The organism is Streptomyces peucetius (genome assembly GCF_025854275.1).
GTDB classification, from domain to species: domain Bacteria; phylum Actinomycetota; class Actinomycetes; order Streptomycetales; family Streptomycetaceae; genus Streptomyces; species Streptomyces peucetius_A.
The window spans coordinates 431,280-458,032 of record NZ_CP107567.1; the positions used below are offsets into that span (position 1 = coordinate 431,280).

The 26,753-nt window shown below is 72.1% G+C and carries 25 protein-coding genes; 12 read left to right on the forward strand and 13 right to left on the reverse strand.

The window, feature by feature from the left end:
• Positions 1 to 48 precede the first annotated feature (48 nt).
• Positions 49 to 813 (forward strand): SDR family oxidoreductase, encoded by a 765-nt coding sequence (locus OGH68_RS02055; RefSeq protein WP_264241549.1) that lies wholly within the window; start codon positions 49 to 51, stop codon positions 811 to 813.
• On the opposite strand, the gene OGH68_RS02060 is transcribed toward OGH68_RS02055, so the two are convergent.
• Entirely contained in the window at positions 798 to 1,709 is a 912-nt protein-coding gene (locus OGH68_RS02060; protein WP_264241551.1) for an SDR family oxidoreductase, read from the reverse strand. The genes OGH68_RS02055 and OGH68_RS02060 overlap by 16 nt on opposite strands.
• Positions 1,710 to 1,827: 118 nt before the next feature.
• On the opposite strand from OGH68_RS02060, the gene OGH68_RS02065 reads away from it, so the two are divergent.
• A complete protein-coding gene (locus tag OGH68_RS02065; protein ID WP_264241553.1) occupies positions 1,828 to 2,598 on the forward strand; it encodes an enoyl-CoA hydratase family protein in 771 nt (256 codons plus the stop codon).
• A 72-nt stretch (positions 2,599 to 2,670) separates the two neighbouring features.
• Here the strand turns inward: OGH68_RS02065 and OGH68_RS02070 are convergent, their stop codons facing one another.
• The 3 genes from OGH68_RS02070 to OGH68_RS02080 all read right to left on the reverse strand — a co-directional run bounded on the left by OGH68_RS02070 (position 2,671) and on the right by OGH68_RS02080 (position 5,852).
• On the reverse strand, positions 2,671 to 3,828 hold the full coding sequence (locus tag OGH68_RS02070; RefSeq protein WP_264241555.1) for an acetyl-CoA C-acetyltransferase: 1,158 nt from the start codon (positions 3,826 to 3,828) through the stop codon (positions 2,671 to 2,673).
• 34 nt (positions 3,829 to 3,862) lie between these two features.
• Positions 3,863 to 4,429, reverse strand: coding sequence for a TetR/AcrR family transcriptional regulator (locus tag OGH68_RS02075; RefSeq protein WP_264249856.1), 567 nt, complete (start codon positions 4,427 to 4,429; stop codon positions 3,863 to 3,865).
• Positions 4,430 to 4,685: 256 nt separating this feature from the next.
• On the reverse strand, positions 4,686 to 5,852 hold the full coding sequence (locus tag OGH68_RS02080; protein ID WP_264241557.1) for an acyl-CoA dehydrogenase family protein: 1,167 nt from the start codon (positions 5,850 to 5,852) through the stop codon (positions 4,686 to 4,688).
• 78 nt (positions 5,853 to 5,930) lie between these two features.
• Between OGH68_RS02080 and OGH68_RS02085 the strand changes: the two genes are divergently transcribed.
• The 4 genes from OGH68_RS02085 to OGH68_RS02100 are packed head-to-tail and all read left to right on the forward strand — an operon-like array spanning position 5,931 to position 10,036.
• Positions 5,931 to 6,779: an enoyl-CoA hydratase gene (locus tag OGH68_RS02085; protein WP_264241559.1), complete on the forward strand. Its 849-nt coding sequence runs from the start codon at positions 5,931 to 5,933 to the stop codon at positions 6,777 to 6,779.
• Positions 6,779 to 7,948, forward strand: coding sequence for an acyl-CoA dehydrogenase family protein (locus tag OGH68_RS02090; protein WP_264241560.1), 1,170 nt, complete (start codon positions 6,779 to 6,781; stop codon positions 7,946 to 7,948). The genes OGH68_RS02085 and OGH68_RS02090 overlap by 1 nt, the downstream gene beginning before the upstream one ends.
• Positions 7,948 to 8,964: an acyl-CoA dehydrogenase family protein gene (locus OGH68_RS02095; protein WP_264241562.1), complete on the forward strand. Its 1,017-nt coding sequence runs from the start codon at positions 7,948 to 7,950 to the stop codon at positions 8,962 to 8,964. The genes OGH68_RS02090 and OGH68_RS02095 overlap by 1 nt, the downstream gene beginning before the upstream one ends.
• Positions 8,951 to 10,036 carry an acyl-CoA dehydrogenase family protein gene (locus tag OGH68_RS02100; protein ID WP_264241564.1) on the forward strand — a complete coding sequence of 362 codons (1,086 nt, stop codon included), beginning with the start codon at positions 8,951 to 8,953 and terminating at the stop codon, positions 10,034 to 10,036. Before OGH68_RS02095 ends, OGH68_RS02100 begins: the two co-directional genes overlap by 14 nt.
• A 30-nt stretch (positions 10,037 to 10,066) precedes the next feature.
• On the opposite strand, the gene OGH68_RS02105 is transcribed toward OGH68_RS02100, so the two are convergent.
• From OGH68_RS02105 to OGH68_RS02140, 8 genes are all read right to left on the reverse strand, one after another.
• Complete coding sequence (locus tag OGH68_RS02105) at positions 10,067 to 11,092, reverse strand: LacI family DNA-binding transcriptional regulator (RefSeq protein ID WP_264241566.1); 1,026 nt, start codon at positions 11,090 to 11,092, stop codon at positions 10,067 to 10,069.
• Between the two features lie 85 nt (positions 11,093 to 11,177).
• Entirely contained in the window at positions 11,178 to 12,602 is a 1,425-nt protein-coding gene (locus OGH68_RS02110; RefSeq protein WP_264241569.1) for a BNR repeat-containing protein, read from the reverse strand.
• Positions 12,603 to 12,687: 85 nt separating this feature from the next.
• Entirely contained in the window at positions 12,688 to 13,008 is a 321-nt protein-coding gene (locus OGH68_RS02115; protein ID WP_264241571.1) for an L-rhamnose mutarotase, read from the reverse strand.
• An 18-nt stretch (positions 13,009 to 13,026) separates the two neighbouring features.
• Complete coding sequence (gene rhaS, locus OGH68_RS02120) at positions 13,027 to 14,109, reverse strand: rhamnose ABC transporter substrate-binding protein (protein ID WP_264241573.1); 1,083 nt, start codon at positions 14,107 to 14,109, stop codon at positions 13,027 to 13,029.
• A 57-nt stretch (positions 14,110 to 14,166) separates the two neighbouring features.
• On the reverse strand, positions 14,167 to 15,201 hold the full coding sequence (locus tag OGH68_RS02125; RefSeq protein WP_264241574.1) for an ABC transporter permease: 1,035 nt from the start codon (positions 15,199 to 15,201) through the stop codon (positions 14,167 to 14,169).
• Entirely contained in the window at positions 15,194 to 16,234 is a 1,041-nt protein-coding gene (locus OGH68_RS02130; RefSeq protein WP_264241575.1) for an ABC transporter permease, read from the reverse strand. The genes OGH68_RS02125 and OGH68_RS02130 overlap by 8 nt, the downstream gene beginning before the upstream one ends.
• Entirely contained in the window at positions 16,231 to 16,413 is a 183-nt protein-coding gene (locus OGH68_RS02135; protein WP_264241577.1) for a hypothetical protein, read from the reverse strand. The genes OGH68_RS02130 and OGH68_RS02135 overlap by 4 nt, the downstream gene beginning before the upstream one ends.
• The gene (locus OGH68_RS02140) at positions 16,410 to 17,924 is read right to left on the reverse strand and encodes a sugar ABC transporter ATP-binding protein (RefSeq protein WP_264241579.1); all 1,515 of its coding nucleotides are present in this window, start codon (positions 17,922 to 17,924) and stop codon (positions 16,410 to 16,412) included. The genes OGH68_RS02135 and OGH68_RS02140 overlap by 4 nt, the downstream gene beginning before the upstream one ends.
• 268 nt (positions 17,925 to 18,192) lie before the next feature.
• On the opposite strand from OGH68_RS02140, the gene rhaI reads away from it, so the two are divergent.
• The 6 genes from rhaI to OGH68_RS02170 all read left to right on the forward strand — a co-directional run bounded on the left by rhaI (position 18,193) and on the right by OGH68_RS02170 (position 25,939).
• Positions 18,193 to 19,362 (forward strand): L-rhamnose isomerase, encoded by a 1,170-nt coding sequence (gene rhaI, locus OGH68_RS02145; protein ID WP_264241582.1) that lies wholly within the window; start codon positions 18,193 to 18,195, stop codon positions 19,360 to 19,362.
• Positions 19,363 to 19,511: 149 nt separating this feature from the next.
• A complete protein-coding gene (locus OGH68_RS02150; RefSeq protein ID WP_264241583.1) occupies positions 19,512 to 21,551 on the forward strand; it encodes a bifunctional aldolase/short-chain dehydrogenase in 2,040 nt (679 codons plus the stop codon).
• The gene (locus tag OGH68_RS02155; protein ID WP_264241585.1) at positions 21,548 to 22,996 is read left to right on the forward strand and encodes a rhamnulokinase; all 1,449 of its coding nucleotides are present in this window, start codon (positions 21,548 to 21,550) and stop codon (positions 22,994 to 22,996) included. The genes OGH68_RS02150 and OGH68_RS02155 overlap by 4 nt, the downstream gene beginning before the upstream one ends.
• A 59-nt stretch (positions 22,997 to 23,055) precedes the next feature.
• Positions 23,056 to 23,826, forward strand: a complete 771-nt coding sequence (locus OGH68_RS02160; RefSeq protein WP_264241588.1) for a (Fe-S)-binding protein — start codon at positions 23,056 to 23,058, stop codon at positions 23,824 to 23,826.
• Positions 23,823 to 25,298: a LutB/LldF family L-lactate oxidation iron-sulfur protein gene (locus OGH68_RS02165; protein WP_264241589.1), complete on the forward strand. Its 1,476-nt coding sequence runs from the start codon at positions 23,823 to 23,825 to the stop codon at positions 25,296 to 25,298. The genes OGH68_RS02160 and OGH68_RS02165 overlap by 4 nt, the downstream gene beginning before the upstream one ends.
• Positions 25,295 to 25,939, forward strand: a complete 645-nt coding sequence (locus tag OGH68_RS02170) for a LutC/YkgG family protein (protein WP_264241590.1) — start codon at positions 25,295 to 25,297, stop codon at positions 25,937 to 25,939. Before OGH68_RS02165 ends, OGH68_RS02170 begins: the two co-directional genes overlap by 4 nt.
• 107 nt (positions 25,940 to 26,046) lie before the next feature.
• On the opposite strand, the gene OGH68_RS02175 is transcribed toward OGH68_RS02170, so the two are convergent.
• The gene (locus OGH68_RS02175; RefSeq protein ID WP_264241592.1) at positions 26,047 to 26,742 is read right to left on the reverse strand and encodes a ribonuclease H family protein; all 696 of its coding nucleotides are present in this window, start codon (positions 26,740 to 26,742) and stop codon (positions 26,047 to 26,049) included.
• Positions 26,743 to 26,753: the final 11 nt, after the last annotated feature.

The window sequence follows — 26,753 nt, forward strand, 5'->3', positions numbered from 1 at the left end:
GGGCGCCCGTCAAGAGAGCCGTCGCGCGTCGGGGGATCGGGGGAACCGATGGACTTCACGGGCAGAGCGGTGATCGTCACCGGGGGCACCAGGGGCATCGGCCGGGCGATCGCGGAGGCGTTCCTGTCCGCCGGCGCGGACGTCGTGGTCTGCGGACGCGGCGAGCCGCCGGCCCTGCCCCGCGCGGGCGGGCGCGGCGCGCTGTTCCTCCGTGCCGATGTGCGCGACCCGGCGGCGGCCGCGGCGCTCGTCGACCTCACCGTGGGCCGCCTCGGGAGGCTGGACATCCTCGTCAACAACGCCGGGGGCTCCCCCGACTGCGACGCGGCGACGGCCTCGCCCCGGTTCGTGGAGAAGGTCGTGGCGCTCAATCTGCTGGCCCCGTTCCACATGTCCCAGGCCGCGAACCGGGTGATGCAGCATCAGGACGGCGGCGGCTGCGTCGTCAACATCGGCAGCGTCTCCGCGCACACCCCGCAGCCGGGCACGGCCGCGTACTCGGCCGCCAAGGCCGGGCTGCTCGTACTGACCAGGGCGCTGGCACTGGAGTGGGGACCGCGCGTGCGCGTCAACCACATCACTGCCGGGCCGGTACGGACCGAGGACGCCGCCACGGACGCCGACGGCGCGCTCGCCCGGGTCGTCCCCTTGCGGCGGACGGCGCTCCCCGAGGATGTCGCCGGAGCCTGCCTGTACCTGGCCGGCCCGTCGGCCGCCTACGTCAACGGCGCGGACCTGGCCGTCCACGGCGGCGGGGAACCGCCCGCCCGCTATCTGGCGGCGAAGCGGCAACCGCCCTACCGCGCCCCGTAGACGGGCCCGGGAGGCTCGGCCGCCGCCAGCAGCTCGCGGGCCGCCGCACCCGCCTCCTCGGGCGTACGGCGCGCGGCCCTGCCGGCACTCGGGCCCGGCCTCCAGCCCTCCATGACCGTGATCCGGCCGCCGTCGGCCTCGAAGACCTGGCCGGTCACCCCCGAAGAGGCGGCGGATCCGAGCCACACCACCAGCGGGGACACGCTCGAAGGGGCCATCGCGTCGAACCGCCCCTCGGCCGGCGCCGCCATCGCGTCGGCGAACGTCCTCTCGGTCATGCGCGTACGGGCGGCGGGGGCGATCGCGTTGACCTGGACTCCGTAGCGGGCCAGTTCCGCGGCCGCGACGAGGGTCAGCCCGACGATGCCGGCCTTGGCGGCCGCGTAGTTGCCCTGCCCGACGCTGCCCAGCAGGCCCGCGCCCGACGTGGTGTTGACCACCCGGGCCCGCGGTACGCGGCCCGCCTTCGCCTCCGCGCGCCACTGTGCGGCGGCGTGCCTGAGCGGCAGGAAGTGGCCCTTGAGATGGACCCGCACGACGGCGTCCCAGTCGTCCTCGCCCAGGTTGACCAGCATCCGGTCCCGCAGGAAGCCGGCGTTGTTGACGAGGGTGTCGAGGCGGCCGAAGGCGTCGAGGGCGGTGGAGACGAGAGAGGCCGCACCCTCGGTGGTCGCGATGTCCCCGTCGTGGGCCACCGCCTCTCCGCCGATCGCCCGGATCTCCTCGGCGACCTGCTGGGCCGGCCTCGCGCACACACCCGTGCCGTCGAGTCCGACGCCGAGGTCGTTGACGACGACCCGCGCCCCCTCGGCGGCGAAGGCGAGTGCGTGGGCGCGCCCCAGACCGCGTCCGGCTCCGGTGACGACGACGACACGCCCCTCGCACAGTCCGGTCATGGTCCGCACCCCTTCCGGCGTTCGACGGCGCCCGTGACGAAGCGGCCCCGGACGGCGGGGCACGGGCCCTGCTACCTTCGACCTAACTAACGTTTGGTGAAGGGTAGCTGATGTGCTCATGGGTGTCTCCACCTCCACCGCCGAACCGGGCATCGCCGTCGTCACCGTGGACCACCCCCCGGTCAACGCCCTTCCGGTACAGGGCTGGTACGACCTGGCCGGCGCGCTGCGCGCCGCGGGCGCCGACCCGGAAGTGCGCTGCGTGGTGCTCACCGCCGCCGGCCGGGGCTTCAACGCCGGCGTCGACATCAAGGAGATGCAGCGCACACCCGGCCACGACGCGCTCGTCGGCGCCAACCGGGGCTGCTACGAGGCGTTCGCCGCCGTCTACGACTGTGAGGTGCCGGTCGTCGCCGCCGTGCAGGGCTTCTGCCTCGGCGGCGGTGTCGGTCTTGCCGGGAACGCCGACGCGATCGTCGCGAGCGACGACGCGACGTTCGGTCTCCCCGAGCTGGACCGCGGGGCGCTCGGCGCCGCGACCCATCTCTCCCGGCTGGTGCCGCCGCATCTGATGCGCACCCTGTACTACACCTCACGGACCGTCACGGCGGCTGAACTGCACCGGCACGGCTCCGTGTGGCAGGTGGTGCCGCGCGGACGACTGCGGGCGGCGGTCATGGAACTGGCGCGGGAGATCGCGGCGAAGGACGGCCGCCTGCTGCGGCTGGCGAAGGCGGCGATCAACGGCATCGATCCCGTCGACGTCCGCCGGAGCTACCGGTTCGAGCAGGGCTTCACCTTCGAGGCGAACCTCAGCGGTCTCTCGGACCGGCACCGGGACGCCTTCGTGTCCCCGAGGAACCTCCCGTCCAAGGACGCGGGACGCTGAGGCGGGCCGGCGGCGCCGGCGTATCCGCACGGAGCCTCCGGTCCGGTGGACGCGGGCGCTGACGCGACGGGGTCAGAGCCGTTCGATCACGGTGACGTTGGCCTGGCCACCGCCCTCGCACATGGTCTGGAGACCGTAGCGGCCGCCGGTGCGCTCGAGTTCGTGCAGGAGCGTGGTCATCAGCCGGGTGCCGGTGGCGCCGAGGGGGTGGCCGAGGGCGATGGCGCCGCCGTTGACGTTGACCTTCGAAGGGTCCGCCCCGGTCTCCTTCAGCCACGCCAGGACGACGGAGGCGAAGGCCTCGTTGATCTCCACCAGGTCGATGTCGTCCATCGTCAGTCCGGTCTTCTTCAGCGCGTACGCGGTGGCCGGGATCGGCGCGGACAGCATCCGGACGGGGTCCTCGCCGCGGACGGAGAGATGGTGGATGCGGGCGCGGGGCGTCAGGCCGTGCTCGCGGACCGCCCGTTCGGAGGCGATCAGCATCGCCGAGGCACCGTCGGAGACCTGGGAGGAGACCGCGGCGGTCAGCCGTCCGCCCTCGGACAGGGGCGGCAGACCTGCCATCTTCCGCAGGCTCGTGTCCCGGCGCGGGCCTTCGTCGGCGCGTACGTCCCCGAAGGGCACGGTCTCGCGCTCGAAGCGTCCTTCGTCGAGGGCCCGTACCGCGCGCTGGTGCGAGCGCAGCGCGAACTCCTCCATGGCCTCCCGCCCGATGCCCCACTTCTCCGCGATGAGCTCCGCGCCGTGGAACTGGTCGATCGGCCGGTCGCCGTAGCGCGCCCGCCAGCCCCGGGAGCCGGCGTAGGGGCCCTCGGTGAGACCGAGGGGCTCGGCCGCCCGGCGGCTCGCGAAGGCGATGGGGATCTGCGACATGCTCTGCGTGCCGCCCGCGACGACGAGGTCCTGGGTGCCGGAGAGCACGCCCTGTGCGGCGAAGTGCACGGCCTGCTGGGAGGAACCGCACTGGCGGTCGACGGTCACGCCCGGCACCTCCTCCGGCAGTCCGGCGGCGAGCCAGCAGGTGCGCGCGATGTCCCCGGCCTGCGGGCCCACCGTGTCCACACAGCCGAGGACGACGTCCTCCACGGCGGCCGGGTCGGCGCCGGAACGCTCCATCAGGGACTTGAGCACATGTGCGCCGAGGTCGGCCGGATGGACGGCGGACAGGCCGCCGCCCCGCTTGCCCACGGGGGTGCGGACCGCTTCGACGATGTACGCCTCGGGCATGGCTGCGGCTCCTTCTCCGGTTCTCCGGGTACTGCTACGGGTGTGCGCTCCCGAGGGCGATGCCGTCGAGGACCATGGACAGGTACTGACGGGCGATCTCGTCGGGGCTGTGCAGTCCGCCCGGCCGGTACCAGGACGCGGCGACCCACACGGTGTCGCGCACGAAGCGGTAGGTGAGCCGGACGTCCAGGTCGGCGCGGAAGGCGCCGGCGGCGACGCCCCGCTCCAGGGTGCCCAGCCAGGCCTTCTCGAACTTCTGCTGGGACTCGGTGAGATAGGCGAAGCGGGGCTGGGCCGACAGGTACCTGGACTCCTTCTGGTAGATCGCCACGGCCGCGCGGTGCCGGTCGATCTCCCGGAACGACTCCACGACGAGCGCCTCGATGGTCTCCCTGGGCCCGAGACCGGCGGCCAGCACGGCGTCGTAGCCGGCCCACAGTTCGCCGAGGAAGGTGGAGAGGATCTCGTCGAGCATCGACTCCTTGGAGTCGAAGTGGTAGTAGAGGCTTCCCGCCAGCATTCCGGCCGCGTCCGCGATCTTGCGGACGGTCGTGGCGTTGTAGCCCTGCTCGGCGAAGACGTCGGCGGCGACGCCGAGCAGTTCACGACGCCGCTCGGGCGAGGGGCTCGCCGTCCTCTTCCTGCCTCCGGCCGGCGCGTCGCCGCTCGGGGCGTCGCCGGCCGGCGCCCGGCTGTCCGGCGCGGCGCTGTTCGGAGCGTTGCTGCTGGGCACATTACTTTTCGGCACGCTGCCATTGTCGTCCCCCGCCCGCCCGCGGATGCCCCGGCCCGCCCGCAGCCGCCGTGCGCCGGGCTGCGGCCGCCCGGGGCCCCGGTCCCCTGCGGCGGGGCGCGGTTCATCCACGCCTCTCCCTGGGCAGTCCGAGCACCCGCTCGGAGATGATCTCGCGCTGGATCTCGTTCGATCCGGCGTAGAGGGTGTCGGCGCGGGAGAAGAGAAACAGCCGTTGCCACGCGTCGAGCTCGTACGGCTCCCCGGCGGCCAGCATCCCCCCGGCGCCGCACACGTCCATGGCGAGTTCGCCGAGCCCGCGGTGCCAGGTGGCCCAGAAGATCTTGCCGATCGACGCCTCCGGGCCGGGCGCCCCCACCGCGACCGCGTCGAGCATGCGCAGGGCGTTGCAGCGGATGGCCTCCAGGCCGATCCAGGCGCGGGCGAGCCGGTCGCGGATCAGCGGGTCGCGGGCCGCGCCGTTGCGGCGTGCCAGCTCGATCAGGGCCTCCAGCTCCCGCCGGAATCCGACCTGCTGCCCGAGGGTGGAGACCCCGCGTTCGAAGCCGAGGGTGGCCATGGCCACCGCCCAGCCCCCGCCCGGGGCACCGACGATGTTCGACGCGGCGGTGCGGGCCCGGTCGAAGAACACCTCGTTGAAGTCCGAGGTGCCGGTCAGCTGGGTGATCGGCCGGACCTCGACCGCGGGCTGGTCCATGGGCACCAGCAGGTACGACAGACCGTCGTGGCGCCGGGAGCCCCGCTCGGTGCGGGCGAGGACGAAGCACCAGTGGGACGCATGGGCGAGGGAGGTCCAGATCTTCTGGCCGGTGACCACCCACGTGTCGCCGTCCCGCTCGGCCCTGGTGTGCACCGCGGCCAGGTCGGAGCCGGCGTCCGGCTCGCTGTAGCCCTGGCACCAGAGTTCGTCGACGGCGGCGATCGGCGGGAGGAAACGGGCGCGCTGCTCCGGTGTGCCGAAGGCCATCAGGGTGGGGCCGACGAGTTGCTCGCCGATGTGGTTGACGCGGGCGGGTGCGCCGGACTCGGCGTACTCCTCGTGGAAGGCCACCTGCTGTTCGAGGGTGGCGCTGCGGCCTCCGTACTCCTCGGGCCAGCCGACGCAGGTCCATCCGGCGGCGGCCATGTGCCGCTCCCAGGCGAGGCGTTCGGCGAACGCCTCGTGTTCCCGGCCCGGGCCGCCGCGTCCGCGCAGGCCGGCGAAGTCCCCGGTGAGATTGGCGGCCAGCCAGTCCCTCACCTCGGCCCTGAACTCCTCCACGGCGTCCATGCCCCGGCTCCCTGCGGATCTCGACGGCCCACGGTCCGTACGTTAACCTACCAAACACTTGTTAGGGAAGGAGGGCGGATGTCCGCTGCCCCGACGGAACCGGTCCGCTACGAGGTACGGGGCCCGGTCGCCCTGGTCACCATGGACCGGCCCGAGTACCGCAACGCCCAGAACTCCGCGATGACGTACGCCCTCGACCGGGCCTTCCGCCGCGCCTCCGACGACGACGCGGTCAGGGTCGTCGTCCTGGCCGGAGCGGGCAGCCACTTCTCCGCCGGCCACGACATCGGCACCCCGGAGCGCGACGCCCATCTGCCGTTCGAGCGCACGGCCGGACTGTGGTGGGACCACTCGGACAAGCACGGCGCCGAGAGCCGCTTCGCCCGCGAGTCCGAGGTGTACCTCGGGATGTGCCGGAGGTGGCGTGAGCTGCCCAAACCGGTGATCGCCTGCGTGCAGGGCGCGTGCGTGGCGGGCGGGCTGATGCTCGCGTGGATCTGCGACCTGATCGTCGCCTCCGAGGACGCGTTCTTCGCCGACCCGGTGGTCCGGATGGGCATTCCCGGGGTCGAATACTTCGCCCACCCCTGGGTGATGCCCCCGCGGATCGCCAAGGAGTTCCTCTACACCGGCGACCGGATGAGCGCGCGGCGCGCGTACGAGGTCGGCATGGTCAACCGCGTCGTGGAACGCGTCGAACTCATGGAGCGGGCCATGGAGATGGCGCTGCGGATCGCCGGGATGCCGCGCATGGGGCTCGCGCTGACCAAACGCGCGGTCAACCAGGCGGAGGACCTGCAGGGCCTGCACACCGGGCTGGACTCCGCCTTCGGCCTGCACCACCTCGCGCACGCGCACAACGCGGAGACCGCTCAGGACCCGCTCGGCGGCATGGGCGTCCGGGCGATGAAGGAGGCCGGATCCTGATGGACCTCGAACTCACGGCCGCGCAGGCCGCGTTCCGCGACGAGGCCCGCGACTGGCTCACCGCCCACGTCCCCGCCGCTTCCCTGCCCTCCCTGGAGACCGCCGAGGGTTTCGCGGCCCACCGGGAATGGGAACGGACGCTGGCCCGGGGCCGCTGGTCGGCCGTCGCCTGGCCGGAGCGGTACGGCGGCCGGGGACTGACCGTCATGGAGTGGCTGATCTTCGAGGAGGAGTACTACGCGGCCGGAGCCCCGGGCCGGGTCGCCCAGAACGGTGTCGGTCTGCTCGCCCCCACCCTCATGGAGCACGGGAGCGAGGCCCAACGGGCTCGGATCCTGCCGGACATGGCGAGCGGTGAGGTGATCTGGGCCCAGGCCTGGTCGGAACCGGAGTCCGGCTCCGACCTCGCCTCCCTGCGCTCCACCGCCACCCGCACCGACGGGGGCTGGCTGCTCGACGGGCAGAAGACCTGGTCGTCACGGGCCGCGTTCGCCGACCGCGCCTTCGGACTGTTCCGCAGCACCCCGGGCACGGACCGGCCGCACCAGGGCCTGACGTATCTGATGTTCGGGCTCGACGCCCCCGGTGTCACGGTCCGCCCGATCGGCCGGCTCGACGGGAAGCCCGCCTTCGCCGAACTCTTCCTCGACGGCGTCTTCGTGCCCGACGAGGACGTCATCGGGGAACCGGGCGACGGCTGGCGCGTGGCCATGAGCACCGCCGGCAACGAACGCGGCCTGACCCTGCGCAGCCCCGGGCGCTTCACGGCCGCCGCCGGCCGGCTGACGACGCTGTGGCGGGAGCGGGGCGACGCGAACGACACGGCGATGCGCGACCGGGTGGTCGACGCCGTCATCGGCGCCGAGGCGTACCGGCTCTTCGCCCTCGCCGCCGCCTCGCGCAGCGCCGAGGGCGGCTCGACCGGGGCGGAGTCCAGCCTCAACAAGGTCTTCTGGTCCGAGCTGGACATCGCGCTGCACGAGACCGCGCTCGATCTGCTCGGCCCGTACGGGGAGCTCTGCGACGAGGCCGGGGAGGCTCCCGATCACGGCAGGTGGGCCGAGGGGCACGTCTTCTCCCTCGCGGGCCCCCTCTACGCGGGCACCAACGAGATCCAGCGCGACATCATCGCGGAGCGGCTGCTCGGCCTGCCGAAGGGGCGTCGCTGATGCGGTTCCTCCTCGATGCCGGGCAACGGGACTTCGCCCGCTCCCTGCACGCCATGCTGTCGGCGGCGGACACACCGGCCGCCGTGCGGGCATGGGCGGCGGGCGACAGCACACCCGGCCGCGCCCTGTGGGCCCGGCTCGCCGGGGCGGGTGTCTTCGCCCTGGCCGGTCCCGAACGCCACGGAGGTCTCGGCCCCCTCCCGGTCGAACTCGCCGTGGCCTTCACGGAGCTGGGCCGCCACGCGGTGCCCGGCCCGCTGGTCGAAACGGTCGCCGCGGCGGTACTGCTGGACCGGGTCGGCGACGACGCAGTGACGGGCGACCTGGCTGAGGGGATCGCGTCCGGCAGGACGGTGGCCTCCCTGTGCCTGCTGTCCGAAGCCCGGCCCTTCGCCCTGGACGCCGACGCGGCCGACGCCGTCCTCGTCGTCGAGGGTGACACCCTGCGGCTCGCGGAGACCACCGGGCCCGTCCAGCGGTCCGCCGACCCGGCGCGCCGCCTCGCCCGCCCCGGACCCGGCCCGGTCCTCTCGCGCGGCGATCAGGTGCGTGCCGCGGCCGGCCAGGCGGCCGATGTCGCCGCGCTCGCCACGGCGGCCCAGTGCCTGGGCCTGGGCCGGGCACTGTTGGACGCGACCGTGAGCCATGCCCGGCAGCGGGTCCAGTTCGGCGTCCCCGTGGGCTCCTTCCAGGCGGTCAAGCACCGGCTGGCCGACACCCTGATCGGGCTCGAGTTCGCCCGGCCGCTGCTGTACGCCGCCGCGCTGGCCCTGGCCGCCGGCGAACCGGGCCGCGGGCGCATGGTCTCGGCGGCCAAGGTCGCCGCCGGGGAAGCGGCCTGTGCGGCCGCCCGTACGGCGCTGCAGATCCACGGAGCGGTCGGCTACACCGCCGAGTTCGACCTCTCGCTGTGGATCCGCAAGGCCCGCGCGGTCCGCGACGCCTGGGGCACCCCCGCCTCGCACCGCGCCCGCGTCCTGGACCCCAGGAGGGCGGCGGCGGATGAGGCCGAGTGAGGAGCACCAGGAGCTGCAAAGCGCCGTACGGTCGCTGCTCGCGCGTCACGAAGGGGCGTCCGCCTGGCGGCCGTTGACCCGGCAGATCGGCGTCGCGGGGCTCGCGGTCCCGGAGGAGTACGGCGGAGCGGGCTGCGGTGCGCGGGAAGTCCACGTGGTGATGGAGGAGCTGGGACGACGGCTGAGCCCTGTCCCCTTTCTCGGCTCGGCGGTGCTCACCGTGCGGGCCCTGCTCGCCTCCGGGGACGCTGCTGCCTGCGCGCGGCTGCTGCCGCGCTTGACGTCGGGCAGTGGGACGGGAGCCCTGGCCTGGGCCGAACGGGGTTCCTGGGACCCGGCGGCGATCCGGGCCCGGGCCGTGGCCGGCCCGGCGGGGCGATGGCTTCTCACGGGTGTCAAGGAGCACGTCCTGGACGGCGCGGAGGCCGGCGTGCTGCTGGTGGCCGCGCGCACCGACGCCGGCATCTCGCTCTTCGAGGCGGAGACCGACCGCGCGCGGGTCCGCCGTGAGGCGACGGTCACGATGGACCGTACGCGGGCACAGGCCCGGGTGGTCCTCGACGCGGCCCGGGGCCGGCTCGTCGGCCGGGACGGCGACGCCGCCCGCGTGCTGGCGCGGGTCCTGGACGTGGCGTGCACGGCGCTCGCGGCGGAGCAGGCCGGCGCGGCCGCGCACTGCCTGGGGGTCACGGTCGCCCACGTCAAGGACCGTGTCCAGTTCGGCCGCCCCATAGGCTCCTTCCAGGCGGTCAAGCACCGCCTCGCCGACGCGTTCGTGATGGTGGAGGCGGCGCGCTCGGTGGCGCTGGGCGCGGCGACCGCCCTGGACGGGGCTGCACCCGGCGCGGGCCGCCTCGCGGCAGCCGCCAAGTCCGCCTGCTCGGAGGCGTTCTCGGCGGTCGCGGGCGAGATGATCCAGCTCCACGGCGGCATCGGCATCACCTGGGAGCACGACGCCCACCGCTACTTCAAACGCGCACACGGTTCGGCCCAGCTGTTCGGGTCGCCCGCGTGGCACCGCGACCGACTGGCCGCCGGTCTCGGTCTGCCCGCGGGGAGCCCGCGGGCCTGAACGCACCGCGGGCCGCCCGCGGTCACCGGCTCAGCGGGAGGAGAGGCTGGAGCGCCGGACCACCAGCTCCGGCTGGAGCACCACCCGCCGGTGCTCATGCGCGCGCCCGCCGCCCTGTGCCTCGGTCTCCTCCAGCAGCAGCTCCGCCGCCATCGTGCCCATGGTGACGGCCGGCTGCCGCACCGAGGTGAGTGGGACGGCCGCGGCGGCCGCGAACTCGATGTCGTCGTAGCCCACGATGGCGAGGTCGTCTGGGACCGCGACACCGGCCGCGTACAGCGCCTGGAGGACACCGAGGGCGAGCAGGTCGTTGGCGCAGAAGACGGCGGTCGGCCGGTCGGCGAGGCCGAGGACACGGGCGCCGGCGTCCCGCCCCGCGCTGACGTCGAGCCGCTCGGTCGGCAGTTCGCGCAGGGCGTCGGGACCCAGCCCGGCCTCGGCGAGGGCGTTCAGGGCGCCGGTGCGCCGGTCCCTGACCTGGTGGAGGTTGGGCGGCCCGCTGACGTAGGCGATGGAGCGGTGGCCTGCTTCGACGAGATGCCGTACGGCGAGCGCGCCGCCCGTCACGTCGTCGACGGAGACCGAGCACTCGGTGACGCCCTCGGCGACACGGTCGACGAGGACGAAGGGGATGCTGTGGCGCCGGAAGGCCTCGATGGTGCTGCCGGTGGCGTCGGCCGGTGTCAGCAGGACGCCCCGTACCCGCTGCTCGGCGAAGAGCGACAGGTACTCGGCCTCCTCGTCCGGGCTCTGGGCGCTGTTGCAGACCATCACACCCAGGCCGGCCCTGCGGGCGGCGCGCTCGGCCCCGCGGGCCACGTCGACGAAGAAGGGGTTGCCCATGTCCAGGACGAGCAGCCCCATGATCCTGCTGCGCCCGGCGCGCAACTGGCGTGCGGACTCGCTGCGGACGTAACCGAGCCGGTCGATGGCCGAGAGCACCCGGGCACGGGTCTCTTCGGCCACCGTGTCCGGGCGGTTGATGACGTTCGACACCGTGCCCACGGAGACCTTGGCGGCGCGAGCGACGTCCTTGATACCCACCGACTGGGACATCGAGCAGGAACCTCCAGAAACTCCAGAAAGACGCGGGCGGCGGGAGGGCCTTCACATTACCGTCAAGCCGCCCCCGGGCGGTCGGTCAGGCAGGCAGACGGAAGTTGAGCGAGCGCAGCGCCGAGGGCGTCGTGCCGCTGGACTTCTCCTGGTACATGATCGACAGGAAGTTGTCCTGCGCGATCCGCGTCTCGTCGATCACGACCTCGCCGAAGGCGTTCAGCCCGGCACCGTCGTACAGCATCGTCCAGTCGGTGTACCCGGAGGCCGCGGATGCCGCGGCGATCCGGCAGAACGGGAAGATCGCGTACGCGTTGTCGTGCGTGTCCAGGACCAGCTTGGTGCGCTGGCTGGAGTTCAGCGGGACCGGGATCTCGGTCTTCCGCCAGCCGCCGGACGCGTCCTGGCGCACGTGGAAGGCGCGGCCGTTGGCGGTGCGGTCGGCGACGTAGTCCGTCGTGCACTGGCCGAAGCGGCCGGGGACGTAGCTGATGATCGCGTGCGGGCGTCCCGCCGAGTCGGTGAACTGGCTCTCCTGGTTCATCAGGGAGTGGTCCGGGCCCAGCGGGTCCACGACGAGACCGGCGTCGGTGACAAAGACCCGGTCGGAGCTGCCCGTCCTGCCGACGACTGTGCCCGCGTCGTTGCGCCAGGTGCGGCCGCGGTCGTCGGAGTAGACGTAGCCGGTGTCGTGGTTGGTGATGCCGCCGCCGTTGCACATCACGGCGCCGTTCTGCTCGCGCCAGGTGAAGAAGGAGTGCAGGCGGCCGTTCCGGTCGTAGTCGATGCCGTGCAGGTACATGTTGCGGGTCGTCGAGGAGCCGTGCTCGCTGCTGTAGGTGCCGGTGGAGCCGCTCCACTCGCCGAGGCCGGTCCAGGACGAGCCGTCGTACTCGGCCAGGGCGTTGCGGCCGTTGCCGGAGACTCCGGCGCGGTAGCTCAGCTGGAGCCTGCCCTCGGGCGTCGAGATGAACTGCGGGTAGGTGAACTGCGAGGTGAGCGCGAGGCCGTCGAGGGTGGACCGCGGGGCGCCGAAGCGACTCGCGGTCCAGCTCGTCCCGTCCGGGTCGTCCATCAGGCCGGCCACCGACTTGACGTAGGTGAAGCCGTCGCTGTGGGAGTCCATGTTGAGGTGCAGCCGGCCGTCGACCTCGGAGACGCCCATGGAGATGACGTTGTGGGAGTCGTTGTACCGGAGGGTGTGACCGACCTTGACGGTCTCCCACTTGCTCGACGGGAGTCTGCGGCGGCCGACGACGGCGTTGCGGTCGGCGGTGTACCAGACGGCGTACTGGTGGCCCTTGTAGGTCAGCAGGCCGTTCTTCTGGAAGGCGTTGTTGTTGACCAGGCCGTCGTACGACACGAAGAAGATGGCCCGTCTGTCCAGCAGGGTGCTGCCGGTCAGCGTGAGCGAGGGGCCGGGGTCGGCGGCGCGGGCGGTGCCGGAGGTGATGGCGGGGGTCGCCAGGGCACCGGCGAGGGCGGCGCCCAGCAGGCTGCGTCGTCTCATCTCGGGGACTCCAGGGTCGGCGAAGTATGGGGGGAGGGCGGCGAGCGGGGGTCGGGCACGGGTGAGCGGGGTGGCGCGGGGGGTGTCAGGCGAGGTGGAACACCTCGGTGAGGGGTTTCATGGCCTCGTCGGGCCGGGCGCCGTCCAGCGACTCGAAGAACGGCGCCATGTCAGCCTGCCAGCGGGCGTTGACGTCGGTGGCTTCCATACCGGCCACGGCGGCCTCGAAGTCCTCGGTCTCCAGGTAGCCGACGAGCAGGCCGTCCTCGCGCAGGAAGAGCGAGTAGTTGTGCCAGCCGGTGGCCGAGAGCGCTTCGAGCATCTCGGGCCACACGGCGGAGTGCCGCTCACGGTACTCGTCGAGGCGGTCCGCCCTGACCTTCAGCAGGAAGCACACGCGCTGCATCAACAGCCCTTTCGGATGTCAGAAGTTGTACTGGTCGATGTTCTTGGCGTCGAACACGGTCGGCTTGCCGAGGGTGATCACGCCGTCCTTGCCGATGGTGTACTCGCCCATGTCGCCGGCCGTGAAGGTCTCGCCCTCCTTGCCGGTGATCCGGCCGGAGACCAGGGCGACTGCGGTGCGGGCCGCCAGCTCGCCGAGCTTGGCCGGGTCCCACAGCTCGAACGCCTCGACGGTGCCGTTCTTGACGTACTTGCGCATGTCGTTCGGGGTGCCGAGACCGGTCAGCTTGACCTTGCCCTTGTACTTGGAACCGGACAGGTACTGGGCGGCCGCCTTGATGCCGACGGTGGTCGGGGAGATGATCCCCTTCAGGTTCGGGTACTCCTGGAGCAGGCCCTGGGTCTGCTGGAAGGACTGCTGGGCGTCGTCGTTGCCGTACGCGACCTTGACCAGCTTCATGTCCTTGTACTTGGGGTCCTTCAGCTCCTCCTTCATGTAGTCGATCCAGATGTTCTGGTTCGTCGCGGTCTGCGCGGCCGACAGGATCGCGATCTCGCCCTTGTAGCCGATCTGTTCGGCGAGCAGCTGCACCTCGGTGCGGCCCAGGTCCTCGGCGCCGGCCTGCGATATGAAGGCGTTGCGGCAGTCGGGCTTGGTGTCGGAGTCGTAGGTGACGACCTTGATGTCGTTCTTCATGGCCTGCTTGAGCGCGGTGCACAGCGCGCCCGGGTCCTGCGCGGAGACGGCCATCGCGTCGACCTGCTGCTGGGTGAGCGTGTTGACGTAGGAGACCTGGCTGGAGGTGTCTGTGGCGCTGGACGGGCCGACCTCCTTGTAGTCGGAGCCCAGCTCCTTCAGGGCCGCCTCGCCACCCTTGTCGGCGGTGGTGAAGTAGGGGTTGTTGACCTGCTTGGGCAGGAAGCCGACGGTCAGGCCCTTCTTCAGTTCGGCGTCGGGGTCGGCCTTGCCGGCGGTGGCGGCCCGGCCGCTGTCGTTGTTGACGTCCTCCTTGGTGGTGCCGCCGCAGGCGGTGGCGGCCAGGGCGAGGGAGGTGACGGCGGCGAGGGCCGCGCAGGTACGGCGGAGGGATGACTTGCGCATGGCGGAGGTTCCTTTGCGAGGGTGGGCGCAGGGGGCGTGGGGTCTGAGGGCCCCGTGCTACGGGACGGGACTGGGGGCCTTGGGAACGGACGGTGCCGCGGCGGCCCGGCGCCCGGCACGGGTGACCGCGATCTGCCGTGCGACCCGGGGGCCGAGCACGGAGAGGACGAGCAGAACGCCGGTGACGACGATCTGCGACTGGGCGGAGACGTCCTGGAGGCTCATCACGTTCTGCAGCGCGCCGAGCAGGAAGACTCCCGCGATCGCGCCGCCGAGCGTGCCCCGGCCGCCGTCGAAGTCGATGCCGCCGAGCAACACGGCGGCGACGACGGAGAGTTCCAGGCCCATGGCGTTGTCGTAGCGGGCGCTGGCGTAGTGCAGTGCCCAGAAGACGCCGGTGAGGGAGGCCATCAGGCCGGTCACCGCGAACAGGATCAGCTTCTGCCGCTTGACCCGGATGCCGGCGAACCGCGCGGCCTCCTCGGCGGCGCCGATCGCGAACAGTGACCGGCCGAACGGGGTGGCGTGCAGCGCGACCACGGCGATCGCGAGCAGGACGAGGAAGGGCAGGAAGGCGTAGGGGATGAAGGTGTCGCCGATGCGTCCGGCCGCGAAGTCCAGGTACTGGGTGGGGAAGTCGGTCACCGCGTCGGAACCGAGCACGATCTGCGCGATGCCGCGATACGCGGCGAGGGTGCCGATGGTGACGGCGAGGGACGGCAGTCCGAGCCGGGTCACCAGCAGGCCGTTGATCAGTCCGCAGACCACACCGAGGACCAAGCAGAGCGGGATGATCGTCTCGATCGTCATGCCCTGGTTCCACAGGGCGCCCATCACGGCACCCGACAGACCGGCCGTCGAGGCGACGGAGAGGTCGATCTCGCCGGAGACCACGAGCAGCGTCATCGGCAGCGCGATGAGCGCGATGGGCAGCGTGTTGCCGATGAGGAATGACAGGTTGAGGGCGTTGCCGAAACCGTCGACGGTACCGAAGGACAACAGCAGGACGACGACGAGGAGGGCGCCGACGGCCGAATCCCACCTCTTCAGGACGGGCCGGCGGATCGCTCGGCTCAGGGAGAAGTCAGCCATGGCGGGCGTTCCTCTTCTTCAGGGCGTTGGCCACGCGCAGCGCGACGATCCGGTCGACCGCGATGGCGAGGATGAGCAGGACGCCGTTGATGGCGAGCACCCAGACGGAGCTGACGCCGAGGGCGGGCAGCACGCTGTTGATGGAGGTCAGCAGCAGCGCGCCGAGGGCCGCGCCGTAGACGCTGCCGGAGCCGCCGGTGAAGACCACGCCACCGACCACGACCGCGCTGACGACGGTGAGTTCGTAGCCGGTACCGGTGCCGGAGTCGACGTTGCCGAACCGGGCCAGGTACATCGCGCCCGCGAGACCGGCGAGGGCGCCGCAGAAGGTGTAGGCGGCCAGGGTCCGCTTGCGGACGGGGATGCCGGCGAGGCGGGCGGCCTCGGGGTTGGAGCCGAGCGCGTACAGCTCTCGTCCGCTGCTGAAGTGCTTGAGGTAGTACGCCGTCGCCACCAGCACCGCGAGGGCGATCAGGGCGAGCCACGGCACCGCGGAGACGCCGCCGGAGCCGAAGTCGACGAATCCGTCGGGCAGGTCGGCCGCGGTGATCTGGCGGGAGCCGACCCAGATGGAGTCGATGCCGCGGATGATGTAGAGCGTGCCGAGGGTGACGACGAGCGCGGGCACCTGGCCGAGGCTGACGAGCAGGCCGTTGAGCAGGCCGAAGGCGATACCGGTCAGGACCGCGAGGAACACGGCCACGACGGGGTTGCCGCCGCCCTGGAGATGGATGCCGGCGGCGAAGGCGCTGATACCGAGCGTGGAGCCGACCGACAGGTCGACGTTGCGGGTGATGACGACGAGCGCCTGGCCGATGGCGACGAGGACCAGGATCGTCGCGTTCAGCAGCAGGTCCTTGATGCCCTGCTCGGTGAGGAACTCGCTGTTGCCCGCCTGGGTGACGGCGATCATCGCCAGGAAGACGAGCAGGATGGCGAGCTCGCGCATCTTGAAGACGCGGTCGACCAGGCGGGTGCCGCCGGACTCAGGTATGTCGCCGGCGGGGGCCTGCTGAGGAGCGATCACCGTCACGCCCTCCTCCTTCCGTTCTCCCCCATGGGCTTCGTCCAGGGGGCGCCCTCGTCGCCGCCCGCGCGGCGCGGAGGTGCGGGCATCGTGTTCGTCTGCGGCCCGGCGTCCCGCCCGTCGCCCGCCACCGCCCTCAACCGGCTGCGCTGCGCGCAGGCTGCTTCGATGTGCGCGTCGCTCACGCGGCCCTCCCGGTGGCTGCGGCCATCACGGATTCCTCGGTGGCTTCGGTGCGGGGGATCTCGGCGGTCAGGCGGCCCTCGTGCATCACGAGCACGCGGTCGGCCATGCCGAGGATCTCGGGCAGGTCGGAGGAGATCATCAGGACGGCGACCCCGTCGGCGGCCAGCTCGCTGAGCAGCCGGTGCACCTCGGCCTTGGTGCCGACGTCGATGCCGCGGGTCGGCTCATCGACGATCAGTACCTGGGGGCCGGTGGCGAGCCACTTGGCGAGGACGACCTTCTGCTGGTTGCCGCCGGAGAGCGTGGCGACGGTGTCGGCGATCCGGGCGTACTTGACCTGGAGCTTGACGGCCCAGTCGAGGGAGCGGCTGCGTTCGGCGCCGCGGTCCATGAGGCCGGCCTTCACGGTCGTACGAAGACCGGTGAGGCCGATGTTGCGCTCGATGGACATGTTCATCACCAGGCCCTGGGCGCGCCGGTCCTCGGGGACCAGGGCGAGCCCGGAGGCCATGGCGATGGACGGCGCGCCGCTGGTCAGCTTCCGCCCGGCGACCTCGACCTCACCGGCGTCCCAGCGGTCGATGCCGAAGACGGCCCGGGCGACCTCGGTGCGGCCGGCGCCGACGAGCCCGGCGAGGCCGACGATCTCGCCGCGCCGCACGTCGAAGGAGACGTCGGTGAAGACGCCCTCGCGGGTCAGCCGGCGCACGCTGAGGGCGATCTCGCCCGGGGTCACGTCCTGCTTGGGGTAGAGCTCTGCGAGATCGCGGCCGACCATGCGGCGGACGAGGTCGTCCTCGGTCATGCCGTCGAGCGGCTCACCGGCGATCCAGGCGCCGTCGCGCAGGGTGGTCACCCGCTGGCAGATCTGGAAGATCTCCTCGAGGCGGTGCGAGATGAAGAGCACCGCGGCGCCCTGTTCGCGCAGGGTGCGGACCACGCCGAAGAGGCGGGCGACCTCGCTGCCGGTGAGGGCAGCTGTCGGCTCGTCCATGATCAGGACGCGGGCGTCGAAGGAGAGCGCCTTGGCGATCTCGACGATCTGCTGATCGGCGATGGACAGGCCGCGCGCGGGCCGGTCGGGGTCGAGATCGACGCCGAGACGCTGCATCAGGCCGAGTGTCGCGGCGTGGGTGGCCTTGTGGTCGATGCGGCCGAGGGAGCGCCGGGGCCGGCGGCCCATGAAGATGTTCTCGGCGATCGACAGATCGGGGAAGAGGGTCGGCTCCTGGTAGATCACGGCGATGCCTGCGTCGCGGGCGTCACCGGGGCCGTGGAAAACGACGGGCGCACCGTCGAGCAGCACCTGGCCGGCGTCCGGACGGTGCACTCCGGCGAGCGTCTTGATGAGGGTCGACTTGCCCGCGCCGTTCTCTCCGGCGAGGGCGTGCACCTCTCCGGGGAACAGCTCCAGGGAGACGTCCCGCAGGGCGCGGACCGCGCCGAAGGACTTCGAAATGTCCCTGAGCGCGAGAACCGGGGCCGGACCCGTGGTGGACGGGTGGGTCATGGGGGCTCCTCGACGACGCCGGCGGGACGGCCCTCCTGGCGTCGTGAAAGGTTTCAACTTGGTTGCCGGGACGTTAGGCATGGAGGCCACGTCGCGTCAATGGGTCCCGGTCGAAAGAATTTCGAGGCGCACAGGTCACTCTCATGCGCAACCGTCTGGGCCAGAGGGGTTGACACCCCTGGGCAGGACTCATAGCTTCCCGTATTGAATCGTTTCACAGGGAAGCCTTTCAGCAGACCTTCCGACCCGATGTCACAGGAGCCCTGAAGTGACCGAGCTCGCCGCGGTGAAGGCCGCGCTCAAGACCCAGGCCGTCGAGACGCCGTCGTGGGCGTACGGGAACTCGGGAACGCGTTTCAAGGTGTTCGCGCAGCAAGGCGTTCCCCGCACTCCGCAGGAGAAGCTGGACGACGCGGCGAAGGTGCACGAGTTCACCGGCGTCGCGCCGACCGTCGCCCTGCACATTCCGTGGGACAAGGTCGACGGCTCCGACGGATACGCAGAGCTGGCGAAACACGCCGGGGACCGTGGCGTGAAGCTGGGCGCGATCAACTCCAACACCTTCCAGGACGACGACTACAGGCTGGGAAGCATCTGTCATCCGGACGCGGCCGTACGGCGCAAGGCGGTGGATCATCTGCTGGAGTGCGTCGACATCATGGATGCGACGGAGTCCCGGGATCTGAAGCTGTGGTTCGCCGACGGGACGAACTACCCGGGGCAGGACGACATCCGTGCGCGGCAGGACCGGCTGGCCGAAGGACTGGCCGAGGTGTACGAGCGGCTCGGGGACGGGCAGCGGATGCTGCTGGAGTACAAGTTCTTCGAGCCGGCCTTCTACACGACCGATGTGCCGGACTGGGGGACGGCGTACGCGCACTGTCTGAAGCTCGGCGAGAAGGCGCAGGTCGTGGTCGACACCGGGCATCACGCTCCCGGTACCAACATCGAGTTCATCGTCGCGACGCTGCTGCGGGAGGGGAAGCTCGGCGGGTTCGACTTCAACTCGCGGTTCTACGCGGACGACGACCTGATGGTCGGGGCCGCGGATCCGTTCCAGCTGTTCCGGATCATGTACGAGGTGCTGCGCGGTGGCGGGTTCTCCAGCGAGGTCGCCTTCATGCTCGATCAGTGCCACAACATCGAGGCCAAGATTCCGGCGATCATCCGGTCCGTGATGAACGTGCAGGAGGCCACGGCGAAGGCGCTGCTGGTCGACCGGGAGGCATTGGCCGCGGCGCAGCGGAGCGGTGATGTGCTCGCGGCCAACGCCGTACTCATGGACGCGTACAACACGGATGTGCGGCCGCTGCTGCGGGAGGTGCGTGGGGAGATGGGGCTGGACGCGGATCCCGTCGCCGCGTATGCCCGGTCCGGGTGGGCCGAGAAGATCGTGGCTGAACGCGTCGGCGGGCAGCAGGCCGGTTGGGGGGCCTGACCACCGGGTCCCCGTCCGCCGCCGGGTCCGCCGGTGCGGACCGCAGGTCGCAGGCGCCTGGTCGCGCCCACGCGGCGGCGCCGCACATCGATACGCCCCGCGCCCCTTTCAAGCCGTCTCCACCCTCGTCACACAAGGACTGAACAGACATGGCAACCCATTCCGAAGCCGCCGCGCTGCTCGCCCGTTCGCACCGGCTCGGCGCCGACCCCCGCAACACCAACTACGCCGGCGGCAACACCTCCGCCAAAGGGACGACGACCGACCCGGTCACCGGCGGCGACGTCGAACTGATGTGGGTGAAGGGCTCCGGTGGCGACCTGGGCACGCTCACCGAGGGCGGACTCGCCGCCCTGCGCCTCGACCGGCTGCGCGCCCTCACCGGCGTCTACCCGGGCGTGGAGCGCGAGGACGAGATGGTCGCCGCCTTCGACTACTGCCTGCACGGCAAGGGCGGTGCGGCTCCCTCCATCGACACCGCCATGCACGGGCTCGTCGGGGCCGCGCATGTCGACCATCTCCACCCCGACTCCGGGATCGCCCTGGCCTGCGCCGCCGACGGCGAGAAGCTGACCGCCGAGTGCTTCGGCGACACCGTGGTGTGGGTGCCGTGGCGACGGCCCGGGTTCCAGCTCGGGCTGGACATCGCGGCGGTCAAGGAGGCCAACCCGCAGGCCGTCGGGTGCATCCTCGGCGGGCACGGGATCACCGCCTGGGGTGACACCTCCGAGGAGTGCGAGCGGAACTCGCTGCACATCATCCGGACCGCCGAGGCATTCCTCGCCTCGCGCGGGAGGCCGGAGCCGTTCGGGCCGGTGATCGACGGGTACGCGGCGCTGCCCGAGGACGAGCGGCGGGAGCGTGCCGCGGCACTGGCGCCGTACGTCCGTGCCGTGGCCTCGCAGGACAGGGCTCAGGTCGGTCACTTCAACGACTCCGAGGCAGTCCTCGAGTTCCTGGCGCGGGCCGAGCATCCGCGGCTGGCCGGCCTCGGCACCTCCTGCCCCGATCACTTCCTGCGGACCAAGGTGCGGCCGCTCGTCCTCGACCTGCCGCCCGCCGCTCCGCTCGACGAGGCGACCGCCCGGCTGAAGGAGCTGCACGCCGAGTACCGCGAGGAGTACGCCGCCTACTACCGGCGGCACGCCCTGCCCGACTCCCCCGCCATGCGCGGCGCCGACCCGGCGATCGTGCTGATCCCCGGTGTCGGCATGTTCAGCTTCGGCAAGGACAAGCAGACCGCCCGGGTCGCGGGCGAATTCTACGTCAACGCCATCAATGTGATGCGGGGCGCCGAGGCCGTCTCGTCGTACGCGCCCATCGAGGAGTCCGAGAAGTTCCGCATCGAGTACTGGGCGCTTGAAGAGGCCAAGCTTCAGCGGATGCCCGAGCCCAAGCCGCTGGCCGCTCGCGTGGCGCTGGTGACGGGCGCCGGCAGTGGGATCGGGAAGGCCGTCGCGCACCGGCTGGTCGCCGAGGGTGCGTGCGTGGTCGTCGCGGATCTCGACACCGGGAACGCCCAAGCGGTCGCCGAGGAGCTCGGCGGGGCCGACAAGGCCGTCGCCGTGACCGTCGACGTGACGTCCGAGGAGCAGATCGCCGACGCCTTCGAGGCGGCGCTTCTCGCCTTCGGCGGGGTCGACCTGGTGGTCAACAACGCCGGCATCTCCGTCTCCAAGCCGCTGCTCGAGACGACGGCGAAGGACTGGGACCTCCAGCACGACATCATGGCCCGCGGGTCCTTCCTCGTCTCCCGTGAGGCGGCCCGGGTGATGACCGCGCAGCGACTGGGCGGCGACATCGTCTACATCGCCTCCAAGAACGCCGTCTTCGCCGGCCCGAACAACATCGCCTACTCCGCCACCAAGGCCGACCAGGCCCATCAGGTCCGGCTGCTCGCCGCCGAACTCGGCGAGCACGGCATCCGCGTCAACGGCGTCAACCCGGACGGAGTCGTCCGCGGCTCCGGCATCTTCGCCGGCGGCTGGGGTGCCCGGCGCGCCGCCGTGTACGGCGTGGCGGAGGACAAGCTCGGCGAGTTCTACGCCCAGCGGACGCTCCTCAAGCGGGAGGTTCTGCCGGAGCACGTGGCGAACGCCGTGTTCGCGCTCACCGGCGGCGATCTCACCCACACCACCGGGCTGCACATCCCGGTCGACGCCGGTGTCGCCGCCGCCTTCCTGCGATGAGCGCGGCCGTGAAGTCGTACGCCGCGGTCGACCTCGGCGCGTCCAGCGGGCGTGTCATGGCCGGCCGCGTCGGCCCCGGCACGCTGGAGCTGACGGAGGCACACCGTTTCCCCAACCGGCCGGTCCGCCTTCCCGAAGGGCTGCGCTGGGACATGCTGGGCCTCTACACCGGCGTCCTCGACGGACTGCGGGCCGCCGGGGGGGTCGACTCGGTCGGCATCGACGGCTGGGCCGTCGACTACGGTCTGCTCGACGCGGACGGCGCGCTGCTCGGCAACCCGGTCCACTACCGCGACCCGCGTACCGAGGGAATCGCGGAGGCGGTGCGGGCCACGGTGCCCGCCGACGAGCTGTACGCGGCGACGGGCCTGCAGGACGCGCCCTTCAACACCCTGTACCAGCTGGAGGCCGCCCGGACCTCGGCCCAGGCGACGTACGCGGAAAGGCTGTTGCTCGTCCCCGACCTCATCACGTACTGGCTCACCGGTGAGCAGGGAACCGAGCTGACCAACGCCTCGACCACCGGGCTGATCGACCCCGTGACGCGCGACTGGTCGTACGGCCTCGCCCGCCGGCTGGGCGTCGATCTGAGCCTGTTCGCGCCGCTGCGGCAGCCCGGCGACCCGGCCGGGGTGCTCCGGCCCGAGGTGCGCGAGCTGATCGGGGCGGCCGGTCCCGTACCGGTGACGGCCGTAGCCTCCCACGACACCGCGTCCGCAGTGGCCGCCGTCCCCGCCACCAAGGAACGGTTCGCGTACATCTGCACCGGCACCTGGTCGCTCGCGGGCCTGGAGCTGGACGCGCCCGTGCTGACGGAGGAGAGCCGCACCGCCAACTTCACCAACGAGCTGGGGCTGGACGGCACGGTCCGCTACCTGCGGAACATCACAGGCCTGTGGCTGCTCCAGGAGTGCGTACGGGCCTGGGGCGACCCCGACCTCGGTGAGCTGCTGCGCGCCGCGGAGGGGGTGCCGGCTCTGCGATCGGTCGTGGACGCGTGCGACACCGCTTTCCTCGCGCCGGGGCGGATGCCGGAGCGGATCGCGGAGGCGTGCCGGGCGTCGGGGCAGCCGGTGCCCGGGTCCCCCGCCGAGATCACCCGCTGCGTCCTCGACTCCCTGGCCCTCGCCCACCGGCGGGCGATCGAGGACGCCCAACGGCTGGCCGGCCACCCGGTCGACGTCGTCCATGTCGTCGGCGGTGGCGCCCGCAACGCACTGCTGTGCCGGCTGACGGCCGACGCCTGCGGGCTGCCGGTGGTGGCGGGACCCGCGGAGGCGGCCGCGTTCGGTAACGTCCTGGTGCAGGCACAGGCCCAGCGGGTCGTCGGCGACCGGTGGCACATGCGGGACCTGCTCACCCGTACCCAGCCGCTGACACGGTACGAGCCACAGGGTGACACGGCCCCGTGGCGCGCGGCCGAGGTTCGGCTCGCGTGGCGCTGAGCGGCCGCCCGGCGGGCCGTGGCCGCAGCTGTCCGACGATCGACGACAAGGAGTCCGCGATGCGTGTCGCCCTGTTCCTGACCTGCGTCAACGACACGCTCTACCCGGACACGGGGCGGGCCGTGGTGAAGCTGCTGACCAGACTGGGGGTGGACGTCGACTTCCCGATGGGCCAGACCTGTTGCGGCCAGGCGCACTACAACACCGGCTACCGGCACGAGGCGGAGCCGCTCGCCCGGCGTTTCGCGGACGTGTTCCGCGACTACGAGGCGATCGTCACGCCCTCGGGGTCGTGCGGCGCGATGGTGCGGGAGCTGTACCCGCGCATGGGCGAGCGGGCGCGGGCCGAAGGGCGCGGGGACACACTCGCGGCCGCCGTGGCACCCGTGGTGCCGAAGACGTACGAACTCACCGAATTCCTGGTGGACGTGCTCGGTGTGACGGACGTCGGGGCCCATTACCCGCACCGGGTGACGTACCACCCGACCTGTCACGGGCTGCGCGGCCTCGGCCTGGGCGACCGTCCCCGGCGGCTGCTGGAGGCCGTCAAGGGGCTGGAACTGGTGGAGCTGCCGGGCGCGGAGGAGTGCTGCGGCTTCGGCGGCACGTTCGCAGTGAAGAACGCCGACGTCTCGGCGGCGATGGGCGCCGACAAGGTGCGCAGCGCCGAGTCGACCGGCGCCGCCGTGCTTTGCGCGGCCGACAATTCCTGTCTGATGCACATCGGCGGGACGATGGCCCGGCTGAGGACGGGCATGCGGCCCGTCCACCTCGCGGAGATCCTGGCGAGCACGGAAGAGGACCCCATGGGAGAGGAGCCCGTCGCATGAGCGGCACCTTCGTCGGCATGCCGGCCTTCCCGGAGGCCGCGCAGCGGGCCGTCCACGACCGCACCCTGCGCGGCAACCTGCGTCACGCCACCCACACGATCCGCGCGAAACGGGCGAACGCCGTGGCGGAGGTGTCCGACTGGGCCGGACTGCGGGAGGCGGGCCGGCAGATCAAGGATCACACGCTGCGCCATCTCGACCGGTACCTCGTGCAGTTGGAGGAGTCGGTCACTGCAGCCGGCGGCATCGTCCACTGGGCCGCTGACGCCGAGGAGGCCAACCGGATCGTGACCGGACTGGTCAGGGCGACCGGCGAGTCGGAGGTCGTCAAGGTCAAGTCGATGGCCACGCAGGAGATCGGCCTCAACGAGGCGCTGGAGGCGGAGGGCATCCGCGCCTACGAGACCGATCTGGCCGAACTGATCGTGCAGTTGGGCAGGGACCGGCCCTCGCACATCCTCGTCCCCGCGATCCACCGCAACCGCGGGGAGATCAGGGACATCTTCGCGCGCGAGATGAGCGAGTGGGGCCGTCCGGCGCCCGAGGGGCTGACCGACACGCCCGCGGAGCTCGCCGAGGCCGCCCGGCTGCACCTGCGGGAGAAGTTCCTGCGGGCCAAGGTGGGCGTCTCCGGCGCCAACTTCATGGTCGCGGAGACCGGGACGCTGGTGGTGGTGGAGTCCGAGGGCAACGGACGGATGTGCCTGACCCTGCCCGAAACCCTGATCTCGGTCGTCGGCATCGAGAAGATCGTCCCGACCTGGCGGGACCTGGAGGTGTTCCTCCAGACACTCCCCCGCTCCTCGACGGCGGAGCGGATGAACCCGTACACGTCGATGTGGACGGGCACCACGGACGGGGACGGGCCGAAGACGTTCCATCTGGTGCTCCTGGACAACGGCCGCACCGACACCCTGGCCGACGAGGTCGGCAGGCAGGCACTGCGCTGCATCCGCTGCTCGGCGTGCCTCAACGTCTGCCCGGTGTACGAGCGGGCCGGCGGTCACGCGTACGGCTCCGTCTATCCGGGTCCGATCGGTGCCATTCTCAGCCCCCAACTGCGAGGAACGGCAAGCGAGATCGACGCGTCGCTGCCGTATGCCTCGAGTCTCTGCGGGGCCTGCTACGAGGTGTGCCCGGTCGCCATCGACATCCCCGAGGTGCTGGTGCACCTGCGCGAACGGGTCGCGGAGGGCGGCCAGGTGACCCGGCGGGGCGACAAGGTGGTACTGAAGCCCGCGAAGGGACATGCCGCTGAGCGGGCGGCCATGCGCGCCGCCCGGTGGGCCTTCAGCCACCCGGGAGCACTGCGCGCCGGACAGCGGCTCGCCTCGCGCACCCGCCGCTTCCATCCGCGTACGCTGCCCGGTCCTGGCCGGGCGTGGAGCGGCACCCGGGACCTGCCCGCGGTGCCGGCGGAGCCGTTCCGCGACTGGTGGCGGCGCACCGACGGAGGGAAGGGCGCGAAGTGAGCAGCAGGGACCGGATCCTGGGCCGGGTACGACAGGCGCTGGCGGACGTGCCACGCGACGACACGCCGTACGAGCAGGCGGTCGAACGGGCCTATCTGCGCGAGCACGGTACGCGCGGCGCCGGGGAGACGGTGGAACTGCTCGCCGAGAACCTGGCGGACTACCGGGCTGTCGTGCACCGCTGCGACGCCGAGGGGCTGGCGGAGACGATCGCCGGGCTGCTCGCCGCACGGGGCGCGTCGTCGGTGCTCGTACCACCGGGGCTGGACGAGCGCTGGCTGGCGGCCACCACCGTGGCGCGGGTGCCCGACCGGCCGGAGAGCACGCCGGAGGAGCTCGACCGGGTGGACAGCGTGGTCACGGGCTGCGCCGTCGCGATCGCCGAGACCGGCACGATCGTGCTGGACGCCTCGCCCGACCAGGGGCGGCGCCGGGTCACTCTCGTCCCCGACCACCACATCTGCGTCGTACGCGTCCCCGGCCAGGTCGTGTCTTCGGTGCCTCTGGCGCTCGAACGAATCGACCCGGCACGCCCGTCGACGTGGATCTCCGGCCCCTCCGCGACCAGCGACATCGAACTCGACCGCGTCGAGGGGGTGCACGGGCCGCGCACGCTGGAGGTGGTGCTGGTGACGGACTGAGGCGGAGTTCCGCGGCCTTCCGAGGGGCGGCCGGACGCCCCTGGAGCGGCCCTGCGGGCGCCGGCCGGCCGGGAGCCCGGCTCAGCCGCCGGGCGCGGGGCCCGTGTTCAGCCGTTGGCCGTTGCGCAGAGGGGGTGGCCCCAGCCGTCGCTGTTCTTCGCGATCGTCTCGCCCTTGGCATAGGGCCGGCCGCAGCGGCAGCGGCCGGGGAACTTCGCCTTCACCGAACCTCGTCCGGCCCCGCCGCCCGCGGGCGCGCGCCGCGTCCCGGCGGACCGGCGGGGCCGCGCGCCGGTGCCTGGGCGTGTCTGTGTCTCGGGCGGCGGCAGATCGGATCCGGCAGCCGAGCCGGCGGCCTGCTGCGTGACGGCGGCGCGGCTCGCGGCACCGTCGGCGGCGGCGTTCAGCGGATCACCGTCGACCTGGTGCGCGGGAGTGTGGACGAACGTCACGTCGCGGCCGGTCAGCAGTGTGTCGATGGCCATCACGAGATCCTGGTTGGCCACCGGACCGCCGGAGGCCGTCCGCCACCCCTTGCGGCGCCAGCCCGGCAGCCAGGTGGTGACCGCCTTCATGGCGTACTGCGAGTCCATCCGCACTTCGAGCGGGGTCGCGGCGTCGGTCGTCCGCAGCAGCTCCAGCAGTGCGGTCAGCTCAGCCACGTTGTTCGTGGCCCGGCCCAGCGGTCCGGCCTCCCAGGAGGCGACGCGCCCGTCCGCGCCGGCGATGACCCACGCCCAGGCCGCGGGCCCGGGGTTCCCTTTCGACGCGCCGTCGCACGCGGCAATGATCCGTTCCACCATTCCTCCGATGC